At 65.0% G+C, this 23,131-nt stretch carries 21 protein-coding genes and 3 pseudogenes; 17 read left to right on the forward strand and 7 right to left on the reverse strand.

Annotated elements, in window-relative coordinates:
* The first annotated feature begins 73 nt into the window (after nucleotides 1–73).
* The 3 genes from PSR88_RS35915 to PSR88_RS35925 all read left to right on the forward strand — a co-directional run bounded on the left by PSR88_RS35915 (nucleotide 74) and on the right by PSR88_RS35925 (nucleotide 2,358).
* Nucleotides 74–253: a hypothetical protein gene (locus PSR88_RS35915; protein WP_011598825.1), complete on the forward strand. Its 180-nt coding sequence runs from the start codon at nucleotides 74–76 to the stop codon at nucleotides 251–253.
* A gap of 372 nt (nucleotides 254–625) precedes the next feature.
* Nucleotides 626–1,996, forward strand: a complete 1,371-nt coding sequence (locus PSR88_RS35920; RefSeq protein WP_011598826.1) for an MFS transporter — start codon at nucleotides 626–628, stop codon at nucleotides 1,994–1,996.
* Nucleotides 1,997–2,232: 236 nt separating this feature from the next.
* A complete protein-coding gene (locus PSR88_RS35925; RefSeq protein WP_009480373.1) occupies nucleotides 2,233–2,358 on the forward strand; it encodes a dioxygenase in 126 nt (41 codons plus the stop codon).
* A 434-nt stretch (nucleotides 2,359–2,792) separates the two neighbouring features.
* Here PSR88_RS35925 and PSR88_RS35930 read toward each other — a convergent pair whose 3' ends face one another.
* The 3 genes and pseudogenes from PSR88_RS35930 to PSR88_RS35940 form a co-directional block, all read right to left on the reverse strand.
* Nucleotides 2,793–3,347 carry an esterase/lipase family protein gene (locus tag PSR88_RS35930; RefSeq protein ID WP_237723800.1) on the reverse strand — a complete coding sequence of 185 codons (555 nt, stop codon included), beginning with the start codon at nucleotides 3,345–3,347 and terminating at the stop codon, nucleotides 2,793–2,795.
* A 356-nt stretch (nucleotides 3,348–3,703) separates the two neighbouring features.
* Nucleotides 3,704–4,927, reverse strand: coding sequence for an NAD(P)/FAD-dependent oxidoreductase (locus PSR88_RS35935; protein WP_016880297.1), 1,224 nt, complete (start codon nucleotides 4,925–4,927; stop codon nucleotides 3,704–3,706).
* A gap of 80 nt (nucleotides 4,928–5,007) precedes the next feature.
* Nucleotides 5,008–5,351, reverse strand: a pseudogene (locus tag PSR88_RS35940) (acyl-CoA-binding protein).
* Nucleotides 5,352–5,512: 161 nt separating this feature from the next.
* On the opposite strand from PSR88_RS35940, the gene PSR88_RS35945 reads away from it, so the two are divergent.
* Nucleotides 5,513–6,835, forward strand: a complete 1,323-nt coding sequence (locus PSR88_RS35945) for an SAM-dependent methyltransferase (RefSeq protein ID WP_011598830.1) — start codon at nucleotides 5,513–5,515, stop codon at nucleotides 6,833–6,835.
* 95 nt (nucleotides 6,836–6,930) lie between these two features.
* Nucleotides 6,931–7,848: an alpha/beta hydrolase gene (locus PSR88_RS35950; RefSeq protein WP_016880298.1), complete on the forward strand. Its 918-nt coding sequence runs from the start codon at nucleotides 6,931–6,933 to the stop codon at nucleotides 7,846–7,848.
* On the opposite strand, the gene PSR88_RS35955 is transcribed toward PSR88_RS35950, so the two are convergent.
* Both PSR88_RS35955 and PSR88_RS35960 read right to left on the reverse strand, forming a co-directional pair.
* Nucleotides 7,816–8,343, reverse strand: coding sequence for an activator of HSP90 ATPase (locus PSR88_RS35955; RefSeq protein ID WP_016880299.1), 528 nt, complete (start codon nucleotides 8,341–8,343; stop codon nucleotides 7,816–7,818). The genes PSR88_RS35950 and PSR88_RS35955 overlap by 33 nt on opposite strands.
* A 124-nt stretch (nucleotides 8,344–8,467) precedes the next feature.
* Nucleotides 8,468–9,520, reverse strand: coding sequence for a GlxA family transcriptional regulator (locus tag PSR88_RS35960; RefSeq protein ID WP_016880300.1), 1,053 nt, complete (start codon nucleotides 9,518–9,520; stop codon nucleotides 8,468–8,470).
* A gap of 58 nt (nucleotides 9,521–9,578) precedes the next feature.
* Between PSR88_RS35960 and PSR88_RS35965 the strand changes: the two genes are divergently transcribed.
* The 11 genes and pseudogenes from PSR88_RS35965 (at nucleotide 9,579) to PSR88_RS36015 (ending at nucleotide 20,885) form a co-directional block, all read left to right on the forward strand.
* The gene (locus PSR88_RS35965; protein WP_016880301.1) at nucleotides 9,579–10,217 is read left to right on the forward strand and encodes an HD domain-containing protein; all 639 of its coding nucleotides are present in this window, start codon (nucleotides 9,579–9,581) and stop codon (nucleotides 10,215–10,217) included.
* 57 nt (nucleotides 10,218–10,274) lie between these two features.
* Nucleotides 10,275–10,712 (forward strand): carboxymuconolactone decarboxylase family protein, encoded by a 438-nt coding sequence (locus PSR88_RS35970; RefSeq protein WP_029537737.1) that lies wholly within the window; start codon nucleotides 10,275–10,277, stop codon nucleotides 10,710–10,712.
* A gap of 545 nt (nucleotides 10,713–11,257) precedes the next feature.
* Nucleotides 11,258–12,802, forward strand: coding sequence for a flavin-containing monooxygenase (locus PSR88_RS35975; RefSeq protein WP_037195733.1), 1,545 nt, complete (start codon nucleotides 11,258–11,260; stop codon nucleotides 12,800–12,802).
* Nucleotides 12,799–13,731, forward strand: coding sequence for a metal-dependent hydrolase (locus PSR88_RS35980; RefSeq protein WP_011598838.1), 933 nt, complete (start codon nucleotides 12,799–12,801; stop codon nucleotides 13,729–13,731). Before PSR88_RS35975 ends, PSR88_RS35980 begins: the two co-directional genes overlap by 4 nt.
* On the forward strand, nucleotides 13,728–14,831 hold the full coding sequence (locus PSR88_RS35985) for a PDR/VanB family oxidoreductase (protein ID WP_016880304.1): 1,104 nt from the start codon (nucleotides 13,728–13,730) through the stop codon (nucleotides 14,829–14,831). The genes PSR88_RS35980 and PSR88_RS35985 overlap by 4 nt, the downstream gene beginning before the upstream one ends.
* The gene (locus PSR88_RS35990) at nucleotides 14,828–15,340 is read left to right on the forward strand and encodes an SRPBCC family protein (protein ID WP_016880305.1); all 513 of its coding nucleotides are present in this window, start codon (nucleotides 14,828–14,830) and stop codon (nucleotides 15,338–15,340) included. The genes PSR88_RS35985 and PSR88_RS35990 overlap by 4 nt, the downstream gene beginning before the upstream one ends.
* Nucleotides 15,341–15,514: 174 nt before the next feature.
* Nucleotides 15,515–15,790 (forward strand): aldehyde dehydrogenase family protein, encoded by a 276-nt coding sequence (locus tag PSR88_RS35995; RefSeq protein ID WP_016880306.1) that lies wholly within the window; start codon nucleotides 15,515–15,517, stop codon nucleotides 15,788–15,790.
* 106 nt (nucleotides 15,791–15,896) lie between these two features.
* Entirely contained in the window at nucleotides 15,897–16,868 is a 972-nt protein-coding gene (locus PSR88_RS36000) for an SDR family oxidoreductase (protein ID WP_009480390.1), read from the forward strand.
* A pseudogene (gene fadD11, locus PSR88_RS36005) lies at nucleotides 16,865–18,707 on the forward strand (fatty acid--CoA ligase FadD11). The gene PSR88_RS36000 and the pseudogene fadD11 overlap by 4 nt, the downstream one beginning before the upstream one ends.
* Before the next feature lie 92 nt (nucleotides 18,708–18,799).
* Nucleotides 18,800–19,928, forward strand: a pseudogene (locus PSR88_RS36010) (acyl-CoA dehydrogenase family protein).
* Nucleotides 19,929–20,267: 339 nt separating this feature from the next.
* Entirely contained in the window at nucleotides 20,268–20,885 is a 618-nt protein-coding gene (locus tag PSR88_RS36015; RefSeq protein WP_237723804.1) for an aminoglycoside phosphotransferase family protein, read from the forward strand.
* A gap of 233 nt (nucleotides 20,886–21,118) precedes the next feature.
* On the opposite strand, the gene PSR88_RS36020 is transcribed toward PSR88_RS36015, so the two are convergent.
* Nucleotides 21,119–21,508, reverse strand: coding sequence for a RidA family protein (locus tag PSR88_RS36020; protein ID WP_378589053.1), 390 nt, complete (start codon nucleotides 21,506–21,508; stop codon nucleotides 21,119–21,121).
* A 117-nt stretch (nucleotides 21,509–21,625) separates the two neighbouring features.
* Between PSR88_RS36020 and PSR88_RS36025 the strand changes: the two genes are divergently transcribed.
* Complete coding sequence (locus PSR88_RS36025; protein ID WP_016880311.1) at nucleotides 21,626–22,669, forward strand: Rv2578c family radical SAM protein; 1,044 nt, start codon at nucleotides 21,626–21,628, stop codon at nucleotides 22,667–22,669.
* On the opposite strand, the gene PSR88_RS36030 is transcribed toward PSR88_RS36025, so the two are convergent.
* Nucleotides 22,656–23,078, reverse strand: a complete 423-nt coding sequence (locus tag PSR88_RS36030) for a PPOX class F420-dependent oxidoreductase (protein ID WP_029537744.1) — start codon at nucleotides 23,076–23,078, stop codon at nucleotides 22,656–22,658. The genes PSR88_RS36025 and PSR88_RS36030 overlap by 14 nt on opposite strands.
* Nucleotides 23,079–23,131: the final 53 nt, after the last annotated feature.

Here is a 23,131-nt window from a genome sequence, read left to right on the forward strand (position 1 = left end):
TCAACCGCACTATCGACCTCGAACCGACTCGTGCGGCATGAGCGCTCGTTGATTCACCCGCAAACCGGGCGACGTGGTCACGATCCGGAGCAAGCACCTCGGCGCACTGGTCAACGAGGTCGACGCAATCGAGACCCTCCCCGCCTGGTCCTTCGGCATCCGGCAGCTGTTCGAATACCTCCACACTCACACGGTGCCCCCGCTGCCGGTCACCACTGGTGTCGGGGGTGGGCTACTGGAGAGCCGAGTTTGAACAGGACCGATCCACCTTCCCACAGCGGTGGTCCCGGGGACCGCGATCCGGTGGCGACGTCAAGGGCGGATCTTGCCGCCGACGGGCCACCGAAGTACCAGTGCGCCGGCCCCGGTTCGATCGTCGATGTGGTCGAACCCGCAGCTGGGAGCTGTTGAATGTGTTCCCGACGATGCCGGCGACCGTGATCGCCGCCTGCCAGGGTGGGCACCGGGTGTTGTTCGCGACCGCCCCCCAATGGGTCGCCCGGCGATGGTCATCTCGCTGATCCTTCCGGTGCCCTGTTTGTGCGGTGGCGAACCGGGGACCGAACTGACGCCGCCCCTGGGCGACTCGCCCAGGGGCGGGAGGTCGATCCGCTATCGTCTACGGATGAGCGATGACGCGACTCCGTCCGGTCCGACCCGCGCTCCGACGAGCACCCGGCGGGCGGTGCTCAACACGATGAAGGGCTCGGCAGGAAACCTCGTCGAGTGGTACGACGTGTATATCTACACGGTCTTCGCCACGTACTTCGAGGCGCAGTTCTTCGACGAGAACGACGCCAACTCCACGCTCTACATCTACGCGATCTTCGCGGTCACCTTCGTCATGCGACCGGTGGGGTCCTGGTTCTTCGGCCGGTTCGCCGACCGTCGTGGCCGCAAGGCCGCCCTGATGCTCAGCATCACCATCATGTCATCGTGCTCCTTCGTGGTCGCGGTCATGCCGACGCGCGAAATCATCGGGTATTGGGCGGCGGTGGTTTTGGTCCTCGCTCGGCTTGTTCAGGGATTCGCCACGGGTGGGGAGTACGGCACCTCGGCGACGTACATGTCCGAAGCGGCGACCGCGAATCGGCGCGGCTTCTTGTCGTCTTTCCAGTACGTGACCCTCGTGGGCGGCCACGTGCTCGCGCAGTTCACGCTCCTGATCGCGCTCAGCGTTCTCGATGTCGAAGCGTTGAAGGATTGGGGATGGCGGATCGGCTTCTTCATCGGCGGCATAGCCGCGCTGGTCGTGTTGTGGATTCGGCGTTCGATGGACGAGTCGCTCAGCGAGTCGCATCTGAAGGCCATCCGTGCGGGTGAGGACCGGACGGCGGGTTCCTTGACGGCGTTGTTCACCAAACACTGGCGTCCGCTGCTGCTGGTGTTCCTCATTACCGCGGGTGGCACGGTCGCGTTCTACACCTACAGTGTCAATGCGCCGGCGATTGTGAAATCCACCTTCGGGGCCGACAATGCGCTGACGGCAACGTGGATCAACCTACTGGGGCTGATCTTTCTGTTGCTGCTGCAGCCGATCGGCGGCCTCGTCAGCGACCGCGTCGGGCGCAAGCCGCTTCTGATCTTCTTCGGTGTCGGTGGTGTGCTCTACACCTATGTGCTGCTCACCTTCCTTCCGCAGACCACCTCGCCGCTACTGGCGTTCGCGCTGGTCGCCGTCGGCTACGTCATCCTCACCGGGTACACCTCGATCAACGCGATCGTGAAGGCGGAGCTGTTCCCCGCCGACATCCGTGCCTTGGGTGTGGGACTGGGATATGCGCTCGCGAACTCTATCTTCGGCGGTACGGCGCCAGTGCTTTTCCAGGCGTCAAAGTCGGCCGGTCACGTCGGTTGGTTCATCTTCTATGTGACGGTAGTGATCGGGGTCAGCTTGCTGGTCTACATCTTCGGACTGAAGAACAAGGCGGTCACCGTGCTCGATCGCGAGCAGGGGAGCGCCTGGGGAGTGCCCGTGTCTTCGGGTCCCCGCTGAGCTGATTCCCGCGGTCCGGGTTCCGGGGGATCGGTGCCGGCAGTGTTGGCCCGTGGTGGACGGATAACTGCCCGGACGGACCACCCGGAAAAGCGGACCTACCGCAATCGGTGCGGGTCGTGCGGATGCCGACCTCGACTCGACTCTTGGGATTCTCGGCGACCACTTCGTAGTCAGCGACGGGCGACTCCTCGAAGCCTTCATCCGTTCCTTCGGAGACCGGCCTGAAGCAGATCATGCGGGCGGCGGTTGGGCACCTGCACGCCTTTCTCGGCGAGGTCCGGCTCACCGAGGGCGAGTGGAAGGTGGGAATCCACTTCCTCTCCAGTGACAGCGTCTTCGGGTCAATGACTCATTCGTGAAGGAATCTGTCGCGCAACCAGCCGGCACATCCACCCCGGACGGTCGCGACGGGAGCACCCGGACCTGGTCACGCGTTCGCTTCGACATCGTGCTCGCAACCGCGACACGTGGACCGCGACGAACGGCATTCGAACCGTGATATCGCCGAATCATGAAGGCGGGTAAAGGTATACGACACGCAGCGTGCTGTCTTTGCGAAACTCCTCTTATCGTTGTGACGGAGAATTCAGGGTGCAGTAGGCGTGAATCCTGCCGACATCGAGTTTGCGTGGTCTGCAATTATCTGCGCAATATCGACGGGACGGGAAAGGAAGGCCGAGTGGCTGGAGGCGACGCGTATGGTCTGTCCTGCCCGTGCGGACATGGCTTCCTGCGCCGGAACCGGAATCGCATTGTCGTTCTCGCAAATGATGTAAGTGCTTGGGGTCGATATTCACGCTGCGGCAGTTTGTGATTCTTCGAAAGAAGAGAGGCTCTGTGGCGAAAGTCGGGCTGCCGCGGCATCTGCGGCGGCTTCATCGATATCAGCAAAGAATATGTCTCGCGTATCTGTCGGCATCGTGACACCGTCGCCTATTTGCAACCATGATGTTGGTTGTCCCCCAATGGCACTCAACAGAGACTCGCCGATATCGAGCTGAAATGCCGTCAGATAGATGAGGTGCGCAACATTGGGGGCGCCCGCTGCCCCCTCGCTCAGTGGGAGGCCGCCGTAGGAATGTGCTACCGCGATGACGTTCCCCTCTATCGAATCGAGAGCAGTCCGCACAACTCGCGCGTCATCATCGAGTCCTCCTCGTTGTCCTCCTTGCGGATTGGCGCTGGGGAGGTCGACAGTCTCGACCTCCAATCCGTTTCTGATCAATTCTTCCTTGACGTTCTGCCAGCACCATGCGCCGTGCCATGCGCCGTGCACGAGTAGGACCGTGAGGCGCTCCTGGGAATCCGATGACATGGAACCTCCGTTGTTCGCGATGTGAACATTCATGCAGTATGTGAACATGCAGAAGATAGCAAGAAGGGTGACTCCTGTCACCATTGAATGTCGGTGACCGCCGGCAGGCAGCGCCTGATCACGGTTCGTGTATCCAGATCAGCGCAAATGCCGATGCCGTTCGTGTTGAACAGATTCGGGAAGGCTGATCCGCGGAGGGGTCGACACCGCAGGTCGCCTTTCGTGGCATCTATGCACTCGCTGCGACGTGGGCGATGGCCGGTCTCGGTCTAGCGGGCGAACGGCGCGGCGTCGGTGTCGTCGTGATCGACAAGGACGTCGTGGTCGACGACCTCGACCGCCGATTTGCATGTCGCCTGGGGCGGTGAGTCGTCACTTTCCTGCAAGAATCATTGCCCGGGATCGGGTCGTGCCTGCAGCACCGGTGCGGCGGCGGCGAGCAGGGCGTCGCGGTCTCGGTTCAACGGGGGATAGATGCGTTGGGTGTTGATGGTGACCTTGGTGGCCTTGGCCCGGGCGCCGCGCGACACTACCTGGCGATCCCACCCCTCGGTGTATACCGCGCCCGCCGGTCCCAGGTCGAGAATCGTGGCATACCAGGGGATCCGGAGCGGAAGCATCGGCTCTCCGAGTAGATCGCTGACGACGTTGTAGCCCGCGTAGCGGCCCATCGGGCGCCCGTGCTGGCACGACATCACCGACACGTGGTCGTCGTCCACCTGTGCCGCGGCGACGTCGCCGGCCGCGAATACTCCGGGCGAGCCGATCACTCGCAGATAGTCGTCGACCGGCAGGCGCCCGAGCCGGTCGCGCTCGCCGAGTTGTGCGGTCAGCGGATTGGCCCGCATGCCCGCGCACCAGACGACGGTGCCCGCGGCCAGCACCTCTCCGGAGGAAAGCGTCACGCCGTGCTCGTCGACAGCGGCGACACCGACACCGGTCATCGTCTCGACGCCGTTGTCGGACAGGGCCGCTTCGATCACCGGTCGCGCCGATGCCCCCATGTCGGAACCGACGTAGGGGTTGTGATCGATCAGCACTACCCGCGGTTCGACGCTGCGCCCAGCGCATACCTTCGCCAGCATTCCGGGCAACTCGGACGCCGTTTCGATGCCCGTAAGGCCTGCGCCGACCACCACCGCGGTCGCCGCGCCCCCGTCCGCTCGGCCGTCGGACAGCGTGGCCAGGTGGAGCTGGAGCTTGATTGCACCGTCGTAGGTGTCCACGTCGAAGCCGAATTCCCGCAAACCCGGGATATCGGGCTTCACCACCCGACTGCCCAGCGCCATGACCAAGCGGTCGTACCTCTGCGTGGGTTGAACTCCATTACCCGAGACGGTGACGCTGTGCGCCGCGGTGTCGATCGCCCTCACCTCGGCGGCGATGTGCCCGACGTCGACCGGGTCGAGCACATCGCTCAGCGGAATGCGGCAAGCGCTCAGGTCTGCCTCGTAGTTGCGGACCCGGATGTCGTGGAACGGCTGCGCACTGATCACCGTGACATCGACGGTGTCCGCGGCGTCGAGTTCGTCGAGCCGCCGCGCCGCCCCCAGCGCGGCCCACAAGCCGGCGAATCCCGAGCCGAGGACGAGGACGCGCTTGGAATCAGACACACCGCCATCGTGCCAGGTCTATGCCGGGACGACCGCTGGATCACGCGCGATCGGGCACCACCGGACCGAAACGCCCGAACTCAGCCCTGCGTGAGCCGGGCCACCAGGTCGATGTAGCCCTGCTTGGCATCGGCGCTGCTCGTACCCGCTACCTTGGCCCAGGCGTCGTACTTGGCGCGGTGACCATGTCGAACCGACCGGGCCGCTTGCCTTCGACATCGCCCTTCGACCCCTGCTTGAACAGCGCGTACAGCCGCAGCAGCTCATCGTTGGCCGGCCGTGAGGTGAGCTTCTTGACGTTCTCCTGCGCATCGGCGAACGCCTGATCCAGATCCGACATGGGCACCCCTGGCTCTCGGACGAACTCTTCGACGCAATCGTAACGCCCGGAGCCGATGGCGTCTGATCCGTTCGGGCCGCCCATTCGATGAGGGCGAGGCGGGTTTCGAGAGACAGGTTGTCCCGAGCGGGAGTTGGTGTGAAGGTGTGCGGCGACGGGGGTTCCATCGATATGGTCGACCGGCGAGTGAGGTGAATTGAGCAGGCGCAGTGGTTGTGGGACCCCAAACTTCGACGGAGGTGTGTATGACGGTCGCTGACACGGTGGCGCCGCTGGTTCGCGCGGTGGTGGGGGCACAGGTCCCGGTAGGGATCCGGTGTTGGGACGGTAGTCGCAGTGGTCCTTCGGACGCGCCGTGGCAGGTGCACATCGTCAATCGGCGTGGTCTGCGGCGGTTGCTGTGGGCGCCCAACGACCTCGGTTTCGCGCGGGCCTACGTGTCCGGCGACATCGACATCGAGGGAGACCTGCTCGCCGGGCTGGACGTGTTGGAGCAGGTGTCGGACCCGAGCAGGGGCCCCGGTGTACGGATAGACCGGCAGACGAAGAAGGCGCTGGCGGCAGCGGCGCTGCGTCTGGGGATCATCGGCCTGCCGCCGAAACCGCCGGTCGAGGAGATGAAACCGGCGCGCGGGCACCGGCACGACAAGGAGCGTGACGCCGCCGCGATCAGCCACCACTACGACGTCGGCAACGACTTCTATCGACTCGTGCTCGGTGAGTCGATGACCTACTCGTGCGCGTACTGGGCGCAGCCGAGCGAGGATCTGGACGCAGCCCAATATGCCAAATGCGATCTGGTGGCCCGCAAGCTCGGTCTGACCGCGGGGATGCGGGTCCTCGACGTCGGCTGCGGGTGGGGGACGTTCGCGCTGCACGCGGCACGTCACTACGGAGTGCACGTCGTCGGTGTCACCCTGTCCCAGGAGCAGGCGGACTACGCCGGCAAACGGATGGTCGACGCGGGCGTGGGGGAGTTGGTGCAGATCCGAGTCCAGGACTACCGCGACGTCACAGACGGCCCCTACGACGCGATCTCGAGCATCGGCATGGCCGAGCACGTCGGCGCCGCGATGCTGGCGACCTACGCCGCGGACCTGTTCGCGTTGCTACGCCCGCAGGGGCGGTTGCTCAACCACGCGATCTCGCGGCGGCCACGAAAACCCGCCGCCACGTTCTCCAAGACGTCCTTCATCGATCGCTATGTGTTCCCCGACGGAGAAATCGAACCACTCGCGACGATGATCGAGGCGCTCGAAGGGGCCGGTTTCGAGGTGCGCGACGTCGAGTCGCTGCGCGAGCACTACGCGCTGACCCTGCGGGCCTGGGTGGGGAACCTGGAGGCGAACTGGGACGAGGCGGTGGCCTACAGCAGCGCCGGGCGGGCCCGGGTGTGGCGGATGTACATGGCCGGCGCGGCGTTGGCTTTTGCGGCGAATCGGCTCGGGATCAACCAGGTTCTGGCAGTCAAATCCTCCGAACGGGGTAGCAGCGGCATGCCCGGCACCCGTGCCGAACTCTTGCAACAATCTGTACCGATACAATCTCCGTCGGCTCGCGAACACTGAAAACCGTTCAGAAGCACTGAATTCGCGTTCGGTGCGTGCCGAGCGCAGCGCGGTAAACAGTGTCGTGATGAGACCCCCGACGGTGAGGAGGGCGCGTGCGGTTCGCGCTGGACGATTTGTTGGTCGACGTGCCGGCGGAGCAGGTCGAGGAAGCTCGCGGCTTCTACACCTCGAGGGCAGTCGGCCGCGGCCCCCGCACTCCCGAGGAGCTGAGGGAAGTACGGGCGAAGCGGTCCGCTCCTTCACCCGCCGATCCACCGGCGGTCGAAGAAATGGTCGAAGCCGCGGGAGCGCATGTCCCGGTGCGGATCTTCACCCCCGCCGGCGGGCGAGCGCGGGGCGTCTACCTCGATATCCACGGTGGCGGCTTCTACATGGACTCCGCGGCGCGCGACGACGTGCGTAACCGTGAGCTCGCTGACGCTCTCCGCATCGCCGTCGTCAGCGTCGACTACCGGCTGGCACCCGAGCACCCGTGGCCGGCCGCACCCGGTGACTGCGAAGCGGCGGCGCTCTGGCTCGTCGAACACGCCGATGCCCGCTTCGGATCATCTCGACTGGCGATCGGCGGGCGATCGGCGGGAGCGACACTCGCGCTGGCAACTCTGCTCCGGCTGCGGGACAGGGGATCCGTCGACGGGTTCACCTGCGCCGCACTCCAATTCGGCACCTTCGACTCGAGCGCGCAGACTCCGGCCGGACGCCGGATCGCTGACGAATACTTCATCCAGGCCTACGTCGGCCACGTGGAAGATCGCACTGCTCCAGACATCTCTCCTCTGTACGGCGACCTCCACGGCCTTCCCCCGGCGTTGCTGGTCGTCGGAAGCAAAGACGTGTTGCTGGAAGACAACCTCGCGATGGCAGGCCGGCTCTCCGCCGCCGGCAATGACGTCGAGCTCCGGATCTATCCCGACGCGCCCCACGGGTTCACGGGCCACCCCACGGCAATGGCCAGGACTGCGCTGAGCGGCGTCGAATCATGGCTCCTCGAGCGGCTCGCCCAACCGTAAGACTACTGTCGAAGCCTGGGAGGTCGATGCGGCAAGCTCGGCCAAGTGGTGCAGCGAGTTGGTGAGATGCTCAGGACCGAACGGCGGGAACTGGATGTACTCGCGGATGAACTGCGGCACCGCAGACCAGTCGTAGGTGAGCGTGACCTCGGTTTCAGTCGGGCCGCGCGGCACCAGGTCGTAACGCCAGATCCAGCCGCCGAACTCCAGGCGACCGTCGTCCTTCTCCTGCCCCGTCATCCAGCCGATGGCGCGCGGCGGGTCGATGACCTGGACCTCGTTGGCCACCTGATACTCACCGTTCGGATGGTTGGGGTGATACATGTCCATCCGGAAGATCTGCCCCACCTCGGTCAGCGGCGCCGGGTCGGTAGCTTCCTGAACCCAGCCGGTGCCGTCGATCGCAGAATGGGCCTTCGGGTCGGCCAGCACCGCGAACACCCTGGTGGCGGGCACGGTGACAATCAGAGTGGCGCTCACGTTGTCTTGATGCACGGTATGCACGCTCCTTGTTTGCCTCATCTCCGACCCCCCGCGGGTGCGGAAGCGGACACTCATCGATACAGACTGCGGGGCGAGGCGGAATTCATCGGTCGCCGACGCCACACGGTGGCCACGGTTATCCTGCGTCGGCGCGGTGCGCGGTGCCGAAGCGGTGTCGGTAGGCGGTCGGTGACATCGACAGCTCTCGTGCGAAGACTCTTCGTAAGCTCTCGTAGCTGGGGAATCCGGCGAGTGATGCTGCTTCTGTGGCGTTGCGTCCTTGATCGAGGAGGGCCTTTGCCAGGTCGAATCGGATCAGTTCGACGTATCGGGCTGGTGTGGTGGACAGTTCGGTGCGGAAGAGCCGGGTGAGGTGTCGGGGGCTCATGTTGAGGTGTGTGGCGAGCTCGGGGAGCGAGTGGTTTCCGGCGGGGTCTGCGGTCACCAGGTCCACGATTCGGCGGAGGGCCGGTGTGCGCGGCGGTGGGCCTTGGAGTGGGGCGGAGAATTGCGATTGTCCGCCCGCGCGCTGCAGGTAGACCACGAGGCGTCGGGCGACGTCGCGTGTCAGATCGGGGCCGTGGTCGTCTTCGACGAGGGCTAGCGCGAGGTCGATGCCGGCGCTGACGCCTGCGGAGGTGTAGGTGGTGCCGTCGCGAACGTAGATCGAGTCGGGTTCGACGTGGGTCGTCGGGTGTCGGGTGGCGAGTTCGTGTGCGACTTTCCAGTGCGTGGTCGCGCGTTTGCCGTCCAGGAGGCCGGTCGCTGCGAGGATGAATGCCCCGGTGCAGATGGAGCCGACTCGGGTAGCTCGGGTGGCGAGGGTGTTCGTGGCGTCGACGAGGTCGCGGGCGATGGCGGTTCGGGGATAGATGTCGCCGCCGGCCACGAGGAAGGTGTCGGGGGCCGGTTCCGATCCTGCGTTGCCGTCCACGGAGATCGTGATGCCGACGGACGATGCCACATTGGCCCCGGTCGGTGACAGCAGCACGATCTGGTAGTCGGCGCCGCATCGATTCGCCTCGGCGAACACTTCGGCGGGGCCGGCGACGTCCAGCAGCTTCACCCCGTCGTAGACGAGGATCGCGACCCTGTGGGGGTGGGGGCTGGTGTGCAAGCTCACCGCCTGTCCGGATTCGAGTGGTTCATGGCCGGACCGAGGCGGCGCCGGAGACCGGATGTGCGGCACCGTTGGGGGACGGACACATCGTCTGTTCTACAACATCGAAACCTGAAAGTGCAGGCTCATGACCGAGATCATCGCAGGAGTGGAGATTCCCGAGACGCAGGCGGCGGCTGAGGCCACGGTTCTGATCAGGGAGACGACGAACCCGCTGATTTACCATCACTCGCGGCGCGTGTTCCTCTTCAGCACGCTGCGGGCTCGCGAGCTCGACCTGCGGCCGGACCCTGAGCTGCTGTATCTGTCGGCGCTGTTCCATGACACGGGTCTGCTCAGGCCGTTCTCGGGCGTGGAGCAGCGGTTCGAGCTCGATGGAGCCGATCACGCTCGCACGTTCCTGCTCGATCGCGGTTTCTCCGATGCCGCCGCTGAGGTGGTCTGGACGGCGATCGCGTTGCACACCACGCCGGGGATTCCCGGCCGGATGGGGGACGAGGTCGCTGCCACGAACTTCGGTGTTCTCACCGATGTGGTCGGGTTGGGTTTGGAAGGTCTGGACCCGGATCAGGTGGAGGAGATCACTGCTGTCCATCCGCGGGGTGATTTCAAGAACGAGTTTCTGCAGGCCTTCGTCGACGGGCTCAGCTACCGGCCGGACACTACCTACGGCACCGTCAATGCCGACGTACTCGAGCACTTCGTGCCCGGCTTCCGCAGCACGAGCATGGTCGATCGGATCATGGGGTCGGCGTGGTCGTCGTGACCGGGACGGGATCGCAGGACCATTCGTCAATTCGGCACACTATTCGAAGGGAACATGATGACCAGCGTGAATCTCGGTGAGCAGCACCCGTCCGTTTACCAGAACCTGATGAGGCTGGACGCGGGCGTGAAGGCGGCTCTGGAAACCGCGGGAGTGGACCCGCTGCTGGTGGAGTTGGTGAAGATTCGCGTCTCCCAGCTGAACGGCTGCGCGTTCTGTCTTCGCTTGCACACCCGTGCGGCCCTGGCCAAGGGGGAGAGCGCGGATCGGCTTGCGGTCGTGGCGGCGTGGTGGGAGTCGCAATACTTCAGCGACCAGGAGCGGGCGGCGCTCGCTCTCGCCGAACAGGTCACCGCGCTCGCTGTCCCGGACCGGCGAGCCTGGGACGACGGCTCACTCACCGACGTGCAGGTGTCCGCGATCGGCTGGCTGGCGACCGTGATGAACGCCTGGAACCGGGTCGCGATCACCAGCCACTACCCGGTTGCGCCGTAGAGTTCTCGGCCCTCGCGGCACGAGGCAGGCGGTGACGGCGAATTGGGCCGGCGCGAGCGCGGGAATCGCGGTGGTTGGCCATGTCGAGTGTCATCTGGCTCGATCCGGCGGGCTGTTGACGTTGGCCTGGGCTTCGATGACCAGCGAAACATGGTCTATGACCCGGCTTGTGGAAATTTTCGAGTTGCCGGTGAGCCAATGCTGGTACAGGAACGCGAGAGCGCCGAAGTTCGCTGTCGAGTCGAGGAGTGATCAACGTATCGCGTGCGGCGAGAACGACACGATCCAGGACGGCAACGGGGAGTGCATCCGTGCCGGCGAAGCTCTCGTAGACGTACCGCTCGGGGGCCTGCTCGGCGGCAGGTCCCCCGCATCGTCGCGCGGCCGGTCCCGGTCCCGGTCGTGTTCTCATCCTCGCACTGCGACGTGCAGGTCGGACGCCGGTGCGATCCTCCTTCAAATGTTGACATCGACCGCTGTTGACAGCGCATGATGTCAGTTCTAGTGTTGCCGGCATGCGCGGCATCAACGAGGAGGGCGCCCGAATGGTCAGGTCTGCAATACCGGTGGAACTTCCGGTCGACAGCGTCGATCACCCACCCGAAGTGGTCGACGTACTCGTGGTCGGCGCGGGATTCGGTGGGCTGGGAACTGCGATCAGACTGAAACAAGCCGGCATCGACGACTTCGTCGTGCTCGACCGCGCGGAGGACATCGGCGGGACGTGGCGGGTCAACACCTACCCGGGAGCGCAGTGCGACATCCCCTCGATCCTCTATTCATTCTCTTTTGCACCCAACCCGAACTGGACCAGGCTTTACCCGCTGCAGCAGGAGATCCACGACTATCTCCGTTCCTGCGCTGAGAACTTCGGCATCGTCCCGCATCTGCGGATGGGTCATGACGTGCAGGACGCGGCCTGGGACGACGACTCGCAGGTGTGGCACGTGACCACCAGTCGTGGAACTTGGGAGGCGCGGATCCTGGTCGGGGCGATGGGCCCGTTCAGCGAACCGGCGGTACCGAACCTCCCGGCACTGGAGAGCTTCCGGGGCGCTGTCTTTCACTCGGCGGCCTGGGACCACGAGCACGATCTCGCGGGGGAAAGGGTCGCAGTGATCGGAACCGGGGCCTCTGCGGTCCAGATCATCCCCCGAATCCAGCCGATCGTCGGTTCGATGACAGTGTTCCAGCGGACCCCGACGTGGATACTTCCGCACCCCGACCAGCCGATGACCGGATGGCCCCGGAAACTGTTCGCGCGGGTACCTGTTGCCCAGAGGCTGGCACGGTCCGGTCTCGATCTGGTCCAAGAGGCGATGGTTCCCGGGTTCGTGTACAAGCCGGCGCTATTGAAAGGGCTGGCGGCACTCGGGCGCGCCCACCTGCGCCGCCAGGTCCACGACCCCGAACTGCGGACAAAACTTACGCCCACCTATGCGTTCGGTTGCAAACGACCGACGTTTTCCAACTCTTTCTATCCGGCGCTCGCGCAACCGAACGTGGACGTGATCACCGACGGAATCCGGGAAGTGCGATCGAATGGGATCGTCACCGAAGACGGCGTTCTGCACGAGGTCGACACGATCGTGATGGGAACGGGATTCCGGCTGACCGACAATCCCGCGTTCGACGTGGTGCGAGGTCGAGACGGTCGTACCCTGGCCGAGGCGTGGAACGGCAATGCCCGCGCCTATCTCGGCACCACCATCAGTGGTTTCCCCAACTTCTTCATGTTGCTCGGCCCCAATTCGGTCGTCTACACCTCGCAGGTGGTGACCATCGAAGCGCAGATTGCGTACATCCTCAGTTGCCTGCAGGAAATGAACGCGCAGGGGGCGGCCAGTATCGACGTCCGCCCCGAGATTCAGCAGGCGTTCGTCGACGAGGTCGACGAAAGGCTGCAGACCTCGGTGTGGAACACCGGCGGGTGCAACAGCTACTACCTCAGCGGCGAGGGCCGCAACTTCACCTTCTACCCGGGGTTCAACCGCCGCTTCCGCGCGCGGACCCGGCGGGTGGACCTCCACCACTACATCATCAGCGGGGCCGGAGCCTCGGCAAAGTCGACAGTGAGGACAGCAGGATGATGTCGTTTCCCCGAATCGGCCGAAACCCTGTGGTCGATCCCGTCGGTGCGCGGCGGTACACGGACGAAGCTCACGCGATCGCCGCCCGTGACGTCGAGTTCTCCTGGGATGGAGTGCCGTTGCACTATGTTCCCGGCGAGCCGATGGCCACGCATGTCATCAACTTCATGCATCTGGTTCTTCCCGAAGGTGAGCGTGCGATGTCCGCGACGTTGGCGGAGGCACTGCCATTGATCGAGGACGAGCGGCTCCACGAGGAAGTGGTCGGGTTCGTCGGCCAGGAGGCAACTCATGCCGCTTCGCACAAGGGTGCCCGTGAGCACCTCGCGGAACTGGGCATGGACATCGAACCGATGGCGGAGAAGATGGACTGGCTCGTTGACCGGATTCTGGGAGACCGAGGGCTGTCCGGCCGCGCGAAACAGGCGTGGCTGTGCGAACGGCTGGGCTTGTTCGCCGCCATGGAGCACTACACCGCCGTGGTGGGGGAGTGGCTGCTGACGGACCCCGCGCTGGAGAAGGCGGGCATGCATCCGGTGATGCTCGACATGGTCCGGTGGCACGGCGCCGAGGAGGTCGAGCACCGCAACGTCGCCTTCGACGCCTACATGTACGTCGACGGCAGCTATGCCCGGCGCGTACGAACGGCGCTGATCGCCAGCCTCACGCTCAGCCTGCTGTTCCTGACATCGATGAACTACCTCTTCCGCACCGACCCGTCGACGGACAAGGGTCGCTTCTGGCCCCTGCAGCTGATCCGGGCAACCAGGCGGGGGCTCGTGCCGAACATCAAATTCCTGATCACGGAGATCCCGCCGTACCTCCGTCCCGGCTTCCATCCCTCGCAGATCGGTGACATGGATGTGGCGATGCGCTACCTCGCACAATCGCCTGCTGCCAACCGTTCCCACCGAGGAAGCCACTTATGACGATGACGAGGTCGGACCGGTCCGCAGGTTCGGACTCCGATACACCCGATTTCGAACCCTCCAGGGTTCTCCGGCTGGCCGCGCGGGCGACGGTCGCGTATCGGCACGTGTTCGCCGCCAGTCGTGCTGCTCCGTGGCTGTCGAGGCCGAAGCCTGTGCGCAACTGGGGGTTCGATAGGGGACTGATCGTTGCGGAGGTGCGAACCGAGGCTGCTGATGTGGTCAGCCTGAAAGTGGTGTCGCCGGACGGACGCGATCTTCCGTCCTGGATCCCGGGCGCTCACCTCGACCTGATCCTCCCGTCCGGAAAGCAACGGCAGTACTCTCTGTGCGGCGACCCCGACGACCTGTCGTCCTACCGCATCGCGGTCCGCCGGATCGACACGGGTCTGGGTGGCTCGATCGAGGTACACGACTCCCTGCGGGCCGGGACCCCGATCACCGTGCGGGGGCCGCGCAACGCGTTCCCACTGGTGGCCGCGGACTCGTATCTGTTCGTCGCGGGCGGAATCGGAATCACCCCGATCCTGCCGATGCTGAAGAGATGCCACGACCGTGAACTGCCTTGGCGGCTGGTGTATCTCGGACGCTCCCGAGCGACCATGCCGTTCCTCGACGAACTCGCCCGGTACTCCCGTGGCCAGGTCGAGATCCGGCCGGACGACGAACTCGGCGCTCCCGACGTCGCCGGAGTCGTCGCCACGGCTTCACCGGGTGCCGCCGTCTACATGTGCGGTCCGACACCGTTGATGACGACCGCACGTCGGGTGATGCGCGAGATCGACCCGACCGGATCGCTTCACACCGAGCGCTTCTCACCACTTCCGGTGGTCGATGGCCGCGAGTTCGAGATACACCTTGCCCGCCGAGGGACGACTGTGTCCGTCGGGCCGGACGAGACCGCGCTGGCCGCGATCCGCCGGGAGGTCCCCGGCGTGGCCTACTCATGTCAGCAGGGCTTTTGCGGCACCTGTCGCGTGCGTGTCCTGGCCGGTGAGGTCGATCACCGCGACAGGATCCTGACGCACGACGAGAAGGAGGATTCGATGCTGATCTGCCTGTCCCGCTCGGCCGGTGGGTCGCTGGTGGTCGACCTGTGACGCGCTGGTACCCACTCGCCGCGACCGACGACGACTTCCTGCAGACCGCCCGATTCCGGATTGTGCACGTCGTGAACGTCTCGACGGACACCGGCCACGTGTGGAGTGTGTTGACCGCGCACGACGCACTGGTGTCGTGGGCGCGGCCGATCACGGCCAGCGAGTGGACATCGTCGCGGCCCTTCGGCGTCGGTACCACCAGGACCGTGACGCTCGGGCACGGGGCCGCGGCGCTCAGGGAACGCTTCTACCGCTGGGACGAGGGCAGATGGATGACTTTCACCGCCGAGTCCGCAAGCAGACCGGGATTCCGCCGGTTCGCCGAGGACATCTCCCTGGAGCCGACGCCGGACGGAACCCGCCTCACCTGGACCTTTGCGGTGGACTCCGCGCCCGGGTTCGCCCCCATCCTCGCGCTGTCCCTTCCACTCCTTCGTCGGGTGACACGGGGATGGGCGAACGCGCTCGCCGCCACGGCGCTCGACGAACCGAAGGGCACCGCCCGATGATCAGCACCTCGGCTGCGGCAGACACGTTCGATGTGATCAGTCCGGCGACCGGACGGGTGGTCGGCACCCACCCGCGCGGGTCGGCCGACGACGTCGAGGACGCGATACGCCGCGCGAGGTCGGCGGATGTTGGGCGGCACTGGGATTCGAGGCACGGGCCCGGCGACTCGACGCGTGGCGGGCATCATCGCCCGCCGGGCACCGGAACTCGCGGAACTCACCCACATCGAGATGGGCAAGCCGCAAGCGGACGCGATGCTCGAAATTGCGATGGCCTTGGAACACCTCGCGTGGGCGGCGAAGAACGCCGCCCGGGTTCTGGGTCGGCGCACGGTCCGCCCCAGCCTCCTCACCGTCAACCAGGCGGCCGGCGTCGAGTATCTCCCCCTCGGAGTGGCCGGGTCCACGGCGCTGACGGGTTGCGGGAATTCACCTTCCCTCGTGCGATGACGAGGCAGCGATTCCCGTCGATTCTTCCGCTCACCACGTTTCGGCGCACACCACGCATCGACGCTCTGGTCCGCGTTCTCGTCCGACTGCTCCACGGAAGGCATTGATGATGGCCACGTTCAGAACCCGGTCGACCATTGCGCGCACCCTGAGAGACCTGGGCCTCCCACTGCCCGGTCGAGGCGCCGAGTACAACGTTGCCGGCAAGGTGGTCCTGATTACCGGCGGAGGTGACGGTATCGGACTGGCATCGGCGCGTGCCCTGCACGCCCGCGGCGCAACGGTCGCACTGCTCGATGTCAATCAATCGTCCCTGACGGCAGCTGAATTCGCGCTCGGCCGACGGCGGGTCCTCACCCTGGTCGCCGATGTCCGCGACCGTCCCGGCATGGATTCAGCCGTGCACGCGGTGATCGAGCGGTACGGGCGGATCGATGTGGTGATCGCGAACGCCGGAGTGACCCCGCCCCCGTCCACCCTCCGCCAGATCGATCCGGCGGGCTTCGACCGCGTGATCGACATCAACCTCACGGGTGTCTTCAACACCGTCCATCCTGCGATCGACGAAGTGATTGCGCGACGCGGCCACATCGTGGTGGTGTCGTCTGCGGCGGCCTTCGCGCCCGGTCTCGGTGGCGCGTCCTACATGATCAGCAAGGCCGCCGTCGAACAACTCGGCCGGGCACTCCGTCTCGAACTCGCCGGCTACGGCGCCTCCGCGGGTGTGGCGTACTTCGGGATGGTCGACACCCAACTGGCTCGGGCAACCCTCGACGACGACGAGATCGGCAGAAGGCTCGATGCGCGTCTTCCTCGTCCGCTGCGCCGCCGCATCAGCCCAGAGGATGCCGCGACGGTGATCGCAGATGCTATCGCCCGCCGCGCCGGACGCACCCTCGCTCCGGCGGCATGGCAACCGTGGGCCCTGGGACGAGGACTGGTGAACGTGCTCGCCGACGGCTACCTCGCCGCCGACGCCGAATGTCACCAACTGATCCGCGAGCTCGAAGAACGTCCCGTCACCACACACCCGAGTGGCTCCACAACAGCCGGTCCCGAACCGAGGAGAACGCCATGACCATCGAGGAAGCGCCCCACACCCTGTGCGCAGCATTTCAACGCACCGCCGCCATCGACCCGGACGCCATCGCACTGCGAACCGTCGGCGATGCACAGACGTTGACCTGGCGGCAGTACTCGAGCCAGGTCCGCGACGTGGCAGCCGGATTCGCCGCACTCGGAGTCCGCCGCGGCGACACCGTCGCCTTGATGATGGCCAATCGTGTGGAGTTCTACCCCATCGATGTCGGAGCTCAACATGTCGGGGCGACGTCGTTCTCGATCTACAACACGCTTCCCGCATCTGCTATCGCTTACGTTCTCGGGAACGCCGAAGCCAAGGTCGTGGTGTGCGAGGCCCAATACGTGGAACGAATCAGGGAATCCGGCGCACAGGTGGAGCAGATCGTCGTCATCGACGCCGAGGGAGGAATTGCCCCGGCCGGGACACTCACCTTGAACCAGATGAAGGCACTCGGCTCACCGGACTTCGACTTCGACGCCGCGTGGCAATCGGTGCGGCCCGACGATGTTGCAACCCTGATCTACACCTCGGGCACCACCGGCAACCCGAAAGGGGTGGAGTCGACTCATGCCGCATTGCTGTTCGAGGCCGGCGCGGTGTGCTGGATCCTCCCGATCGAGTTCGGAGACCGCATCACCTCCTTCATGCCGTCGGCACACATCGCCGATCGGATGACGGCGCTGTACTTCCAGATGGTGTTCGGAACGCAAGTCACCGTCGTCGCGGACGTACAGCGGATTGCTGCCGCACTTCCCGACTCTCGGCCGACCATCTGGGGCGCGGTGCCGCGTGTCTGGGAGAAGCTGAAAATCGCGGTCGAACGGGCGGTGGCGAACGAACCGGACGACGCACGACGGCACGCGCTGCAGTGGGGCCTCGATGTCGGCGCACGCCGTATCGAGATGCTCCGGGCAGGGCTGCCGGTACCGGAAGAACTGGAACACGAGTTCGTCACGGCAGAATCAATGGTGCTGGCGCCGATGCGCGCCGAACTCGGATTCGACAAGCTCAGATGGGCCGTGTCGGGGGCGGCACCGATACCAGCCGACACGTTGGCGTTCTTCTCAGCGCTCGGGCTGCAGATCTCCGAGATCTGGGGGATCTCGGAACTGACCTGCATCGCCAGTGCGGCCCCGGCCGATCCCGCCAAACTGGGAACGGTCGGCAAGATCGTGCCCGGCATGGACATGCGAGTCGCGAACGACGGTGAGCTTTTCGTTCGTGGCCCCCTCGTCATGAAGGGCTACCGGGGGGAGCCTGCCAAAACTGCCGACGCCGTCGACGCCGACGGATGGCTGGCCACCGGTGACGTGGTGTCCATCGACGCGGACGGATACCTCACCGTCATCGATCGGAAGAAGGAACTGATCATCAACTCCTCGGGGAAGAATATGTCCCCCGCCACCATCGAAAACGCAATCAAGGCCACCTCCTCGTTCATCGGCGGCGTGGCCACCATCGGAGATGCGCGGCCGTACAACACGGCCTTGATCTCACTCGACCCCGAGGCCACAGCCAATTTCGCTGCGACGAAGGACATCCGGGTCGACGCCGCTTCCCTGGCAGGAGACCGTGACATGATCGCGATGATCGCCGCCGCCGTCGCGCTGGCCAACACCGGCCTCTCTCGCGTGGAGCAGATCAAGCGCTTCCCTGATCCTCCCCACCTTCTGGGAGCCGGGCGGTGACGAACTGACCGTGACGATGAAACTGCGCCGCAAACCGATTGCCGAGAAGTATGCATCCGAGATCGAGCTGCTCTACCTCGAACCACTCGCCCGAGGTGTGTATGAGTCCGCCGCCCGGACGTCGGAGGTCCCGGTGGGGAGCTGAGACAGCTGACCCCTCATGACTCGTTCGCAACAAATTCTGGAGACGAACCCGTGACTGCTCACCCTGCCATCACCGACATCACATCCTCATGGATGGACGACGAGCTCGGCGCAGTTGCCGAACTCGCCCGAAACTTCTTCGCCAAGGAGGTCACCCCCCCACCAACGCCTGTTCGCCGCACAGGGCTTTCCGGACAAGGAGATCTACGGCACCCTGGGCAAGCTGGGCTTGTCGGGGATGTCGATTCCTACGGAGTTCGGCGGAGGGGGAGGAACTTTCGCCCACGATGCCGTGCTGTTTCACGAACAGGTGATGGCGGGTGACCACTCGTTACAACTCGGTGTGCACTCGGGAATCGTTCCGCACTACCTGAACGCGTACGGAAGCCTCGAGCAGAAATCGCGATGGCTTCCCAAGCTCACAAGCGGTGAATGGGTCGGTGCCATCGCCATGACCGAACCTAGCGCCGGCTCGGATCTGCAAAATATCACTACCCAGGCCGTGCGTGACGGCGGCGACTACGTCATCACCGGCGCCAAGACCTTCATTTTTAACGGTCGCAACTGCGACCTCGTGATCATCGCGGCCAAGACCGATGCCACGCTCGGGGCGAAGGGAGTGTCTCTCGTTGTCGCCGAGGTGAACGACGACACTCCCGGATTCTCGCGCGGACAGATCTTCGACAAGCTGGGCCAGAAGGGGCAGGACACCACCGAACTGTTCTTCGACGGACTTCGCGTCCCGGTGGACAACCTCCTCGGAGAACGTGAGGGTGCCGGATTCGTCCAGCTGATGCAGCAGCTACCACAGGAAAGGTTGATCTGCGGCGTCGCTGCCGTCGCCGCGATCGAACGCGCAGTAGCACTCACGATCGAGTACACCAAATCGCGGACAATGTTCGGAAAGACCCTGTTCGAACTCCAGAACACCCGCTTCGAACTTGCCGAATGCGCGGCACTCGCGAGGGTGTCGCGCACCTTCATCGACGACTGCATCGACAAGCACCTTCGCGGCGAACTCGATGTCACCACCGCCGCAATGGCGAAATACTGGTTGACCGACCAACAGTGCGCCGTGATCGACCGCTGTCTCCAACTGTTCGGAGGATACGGTTACATCCTCGAATACCCCATCGCCCAGATGTACGCCGACGCCCGCATCCAGCGCATCTACGCCGGATCCAACGAGGTCATGAAGGAACTGATCTCGAGAGCGCTATAACAAGCAGACAGCTCAGCATCGTCGCATGGTGGGTGATTCCGCAAGTGCCTACCACACGCACACGATCGGCTCGGCCTGGTCTGGGGAAGTGCCGGGGCGGAATACAGATCTGACAGACGCGCAATCGGCTCTACTGGACCGTTGGTTCGGGCAGTGGCAGGTTCTCGCGGATCATTCGTGGCCATTGCAGGACACGACCGTACTGAGAGTGCGGAAAGCTGACAACGACTTCATCGTGAAGGCATCACGGTCGAGCCATCACATCGGCAGGGAGATCGCAGCCCACCAAGTATTCCTGAGGAACACGGGGTTGGGTTGCCGCGCTTGGTGTATGCCGACGTGGGCGAGAAGCTGCTGGTGACCGAGTACCTCCCCGGAGAACTGGTCGAGGGGTCGCCAGCGGACTGGGACCCGGCCACCTACCTGCAGGCGGGGCAGGCACTCGCTGGTCTGCTGTTGCCGGGCGACGTGTCTGCCGTGTACTACGCAAATCTGATCGAGCGCACGCATGGGTACATCGACCGGGCGGAGGATCTGGTGTCGGCTGACCAGCTGGAGGCATTGCGCGTGCGGTTGGCGGCTACCGCGGCAAGGCCGGTGCGGTTGTCGTTCACCCACGGCGACTACCACCCGCGGAACTGGTTGCTGCATGAGAGTGAGTTGAGGGTGATCGACTTCGGCCGCGCGGACTGGCGGCATTGGACGAGTGATCTGGTGAGGTTGCAGTCTCAGCAGTTCAGGGGCCGGCCCGATTTGGAGGAGGCCTTCCTTGCCGGTCTCGGGCGTGATCTCACCGCCTCAGACGTCGAAACCTTGGACCTCGAGTGGATGCATCAGGCGATAGCGACTGTGGTGTGGGCTCACAACATGGGTGACGCAGAATTCGAGGAACACTGCCGCTGGATGCTCGACAAGAGCGTCGGCCCGGGTATCTCAGGTTCATCTTTGAAAACGTAGAAACGCGACGCATCTACCGATCGGCGGAATCCCGCAGATCAGGACCGAAGGCAGATCGCCGGTCGGGCAGTGAGTGGCGCTCAGGTGTGCCCGCACCGGGTGCGGACCCACCCACCTCGGATTCCGACCGGGCGCCCACCACGGTGGCGACCCGGTCGGAAGTCGAGGCGGTGCTCAGCACGCAGTTGCGTGCGTCGTGAACGGGTGGGTGAGGTGCCACCTCTCCGCGTCGGTCAGTCGCCGACGACGGCGTCGGCCTCGATCTCGATGAGCAGGCCGGGGGCAATCAGCGCGCTGACCTCGAGGATCGTGGTGGCGGGTCGGATTTCGCCGAAGACCTCGCCGTGCGCGATGCCGGCCTCTTCCCACCGGCTCATGTCGGTGAGGTACATGCGGGTGCGGATCACATCGGTCGTGCTCGCTCCGGCCTCCGTGAGTGCTGCGTCGATCCGGCGCAGTGCTTCCCGGGTCTGTTCACCAAGATCGTTTCCGCCGACGGGGCCGTCGGGACCCGACGCCGTGGTGCCCGACACGGACACGAGCTGGCCGATGCGCACGGCGCGGGAGTAGCCGATCTTGGCTTCCCATTCGGAACCGGACGAGACATTGTTTCTGTTCGACATGGGCAACATTGTCGCAAGCCCAGATCCGGCGCTCACCAGGGCGGTCTTTCCCCACGATCCGGTCTCCGCGCGGGTCGAAGCCTTGACACCGGTTAGAACAAATGTTCGCATGTACTCATGAGGTGGGATGGGCAAGCGGTCGACGCCGACGACGGTGCATTGCCGGGGCTGGAGCGTGCCGGGCTCGTGCGCAGTGTGCAGACGCCCGAGTTCGACGGCATCACCTTCCACGAGGTGCTCTGCAAGAGCGCGCTGAACAAGATGCCCGAGGAGTCACAACTGCCTTTCCGGTTCACCGTCAATGCATTTCGCGGATGCTCGCACTCCTGTCGCTACTGCTTCGCGCGGCCCACCCACGAGTACCTCGACCTCGACGCGGGCCGTGATTTCGACAGTCAGATCGTCGTGAAGACCAACGTCGCGGCGGTGCTGCGCAAGGAGCTGGGGCGTCGGTCGTGGAAGCGGGAGCACGTGGCGCTCGGCACCAACACCGATCCCTATCAGCGAGCGGAGGGCCGGTACCGTCTGATGCCCGGCATCATTCGCGCGCTGGCCGAATCCGCCACCCCGTTCTCGATTCTGACCAAGGGGACATTGCTGCGGCGCGACCTCCCGCTGCTGACGCTCGCCGCCCAGCAGGTGCCGGTCAGCATCGGCGTGTCGCTCGCGATCCACGATCCCGACCTCCAGAAGTCGATCGAGCCGGGAACGCCCACCCCGAAGGCGCGCCTCGATCTGATCCGGGCGATCACCGACGCCGGCCTGCCCTGCAATGTGATGGTGGCCCCCGTCATTCCCTTCCTGACCGATTCGGTGCGTCATCTCGACGGACTACTCGAATCCATCGCCGATGCCGGCGCCTCGGGTGTGACCGTCTTTCCGATGCACCTGCGCGGCAGCACCAAGGGCTGGTTCATGAACTGGCTGTCGACCGAGCATCCGGCGCTCGTCCGTCAGTACCGGCAGTTGTACGGGCGGGCGGCCTACGTTCCGCCCGAATACAAGTCGTGGCTGAAGCAGCGCGTCGACCCTCTCGTCGACCGGTACGGTCTGGGCGGCGGGGCGAACCATCGGGAGGCCGGGCACCCCGAGTCCGTCGAGTCCGATCGCGGTGAACTGGTCGGGGTCGGTCGTCCCGGACCGGCGCTCACTCTCTTCTGACGTGAACGGTCCGCCTCGGCTCGTACCATTCGGCGCCGGCAGGTTCTCCCGCCATGTTCCAGCTCCACGAGATGGTCGGTGCGATGCGCACATAGAGGCCGGGGCCGACCATTCCGTCCCGTTCCACCGGCTGATCGGCCGTGCCGTAGATCCGGATGGACCGCGCGACGAAAGGTTCGAACGACACCAGGTCGTCGACGACCAGCGACACCTTGTCGTTCCCGGCCCGGATGTTCCGGAACTTGCGGGTACCGGCGACGGACGGTCCGGAGCCTCCCACCCAGAAGTCCGTTCCGTCGAACTCGAAGGCGAGTGGAACGACGTCGGGTTGCCCGTCAGCGCCTACGGTGGCGACGCGCGCGATCGGCTGCGACCGCAGGTAGGCGATCTCTTCGTCCGTGAACGACATGGAAATCTCCTCGTCGATGTCGACCGATGTCTCTGCGTCGACACTAACCAAGC

This window comes from Rhodococcus sp. DK176 (genome assembly GCF_038447315.2).
Lineage (GTDB): Bacteria > Actinomycetota > Actinomycetes > Mycobacteriales > Mycobacteriaceae > Rhodococcus_F > Rhodococcus_F jostii_A.

Bases quoted from the DNA above. Each gene is read 5' to 3' on its own strand.
- PSR88_RS35920 (WP_011598826.1), top strand. From the start codon at position 626: ATGAGCGATGACGCGACTCCGTCCGGTCCGACCCGCGCTCCGACGAGC.
- PSR88_RS35925 (WP_009480373.1), top strand. From the start codon at position 2,233: ATGCGGGCGGCGGTTGGGCACCTGCACGCCTTTCTCGGCGAGGTCCGG.
- PSR88_RS35930 (WP_237723800.1), bottom strand. From the start codon at position 3,347: ATGAATGTTCACATCGCGAACAACGGAGGTTCCATGTCATCGGATTCC.
- PSR88_RS35945 (WP_011598830.1), top strand. From the start codon at position 5,513: ATGACGGTCGCTGACACGGTGGCGCCGCTGGTTCGCGCGGTGGTGGGG.
- PSR88_RS35965 (WP_016880301.1), top strand. From the start codon at position 9,579: ATGACCGAGATCATCGCAGGAGTGGAGATTCCCGAGACGCAGGCGGCG.
- PSR88_RS35970 (WP_029537737.1), top strand. From the start codon at position 10,275: ATGACCAGCGTGAATCTCGGTGAGCAGCACCCGTCCGTTTACCAGAAC.
- PSR88_RS35975 (WP_037195733.1), top strand. From the start codon at position 11,258: ATGGTCAGGTCTGCAATACCGGTGGAACTTCCGGTCGACAGCGTCGAT.
- PSR88_RS35980 (WP_011598838.1), top strand. From the start codon at position 12,799: ATGATGTCGTTTCCCCGAATCGGCCGAAACCCTGTGGTCGATCCCGTC.
- PSR88_RS35985 (WP_016880304.1), top strand. From the start codon at position 13,728: ATGACGATGACGAGGTCGGACCGGTCCGCAGGTTCGGACTCCGATACA.
- PSR88_RS36000 (WP_009480390.1), top strand. From the start codon at position 15,897: ATGATGGCCACGTTCAGAACCCGGTCGACCATTGCGCGCACCCTGAGA.
- PSR88_RS36020 (WP_378589053.1), bottom strand. From the start codon at position 21,508: ATGTCGAACAGAAACAATGTCTCGTCCGGTTCCGAATGGGAAGCCAAG.
- PSR88_RS36025 (WP_016880311.1), top strand. From the start codon at position 21,626: ATGAGGTGGGATGGGCAAGCGGTCGACGCCGACGACGGTGCATTGCCG.
- PSR88_RS36030 (WP_029537744.1), bottom strand. From the start codon at position 23,078: ATGTCGTTCACGGACGAAGAGATCGCCTACCTGCGGTCGCAGCCGATC.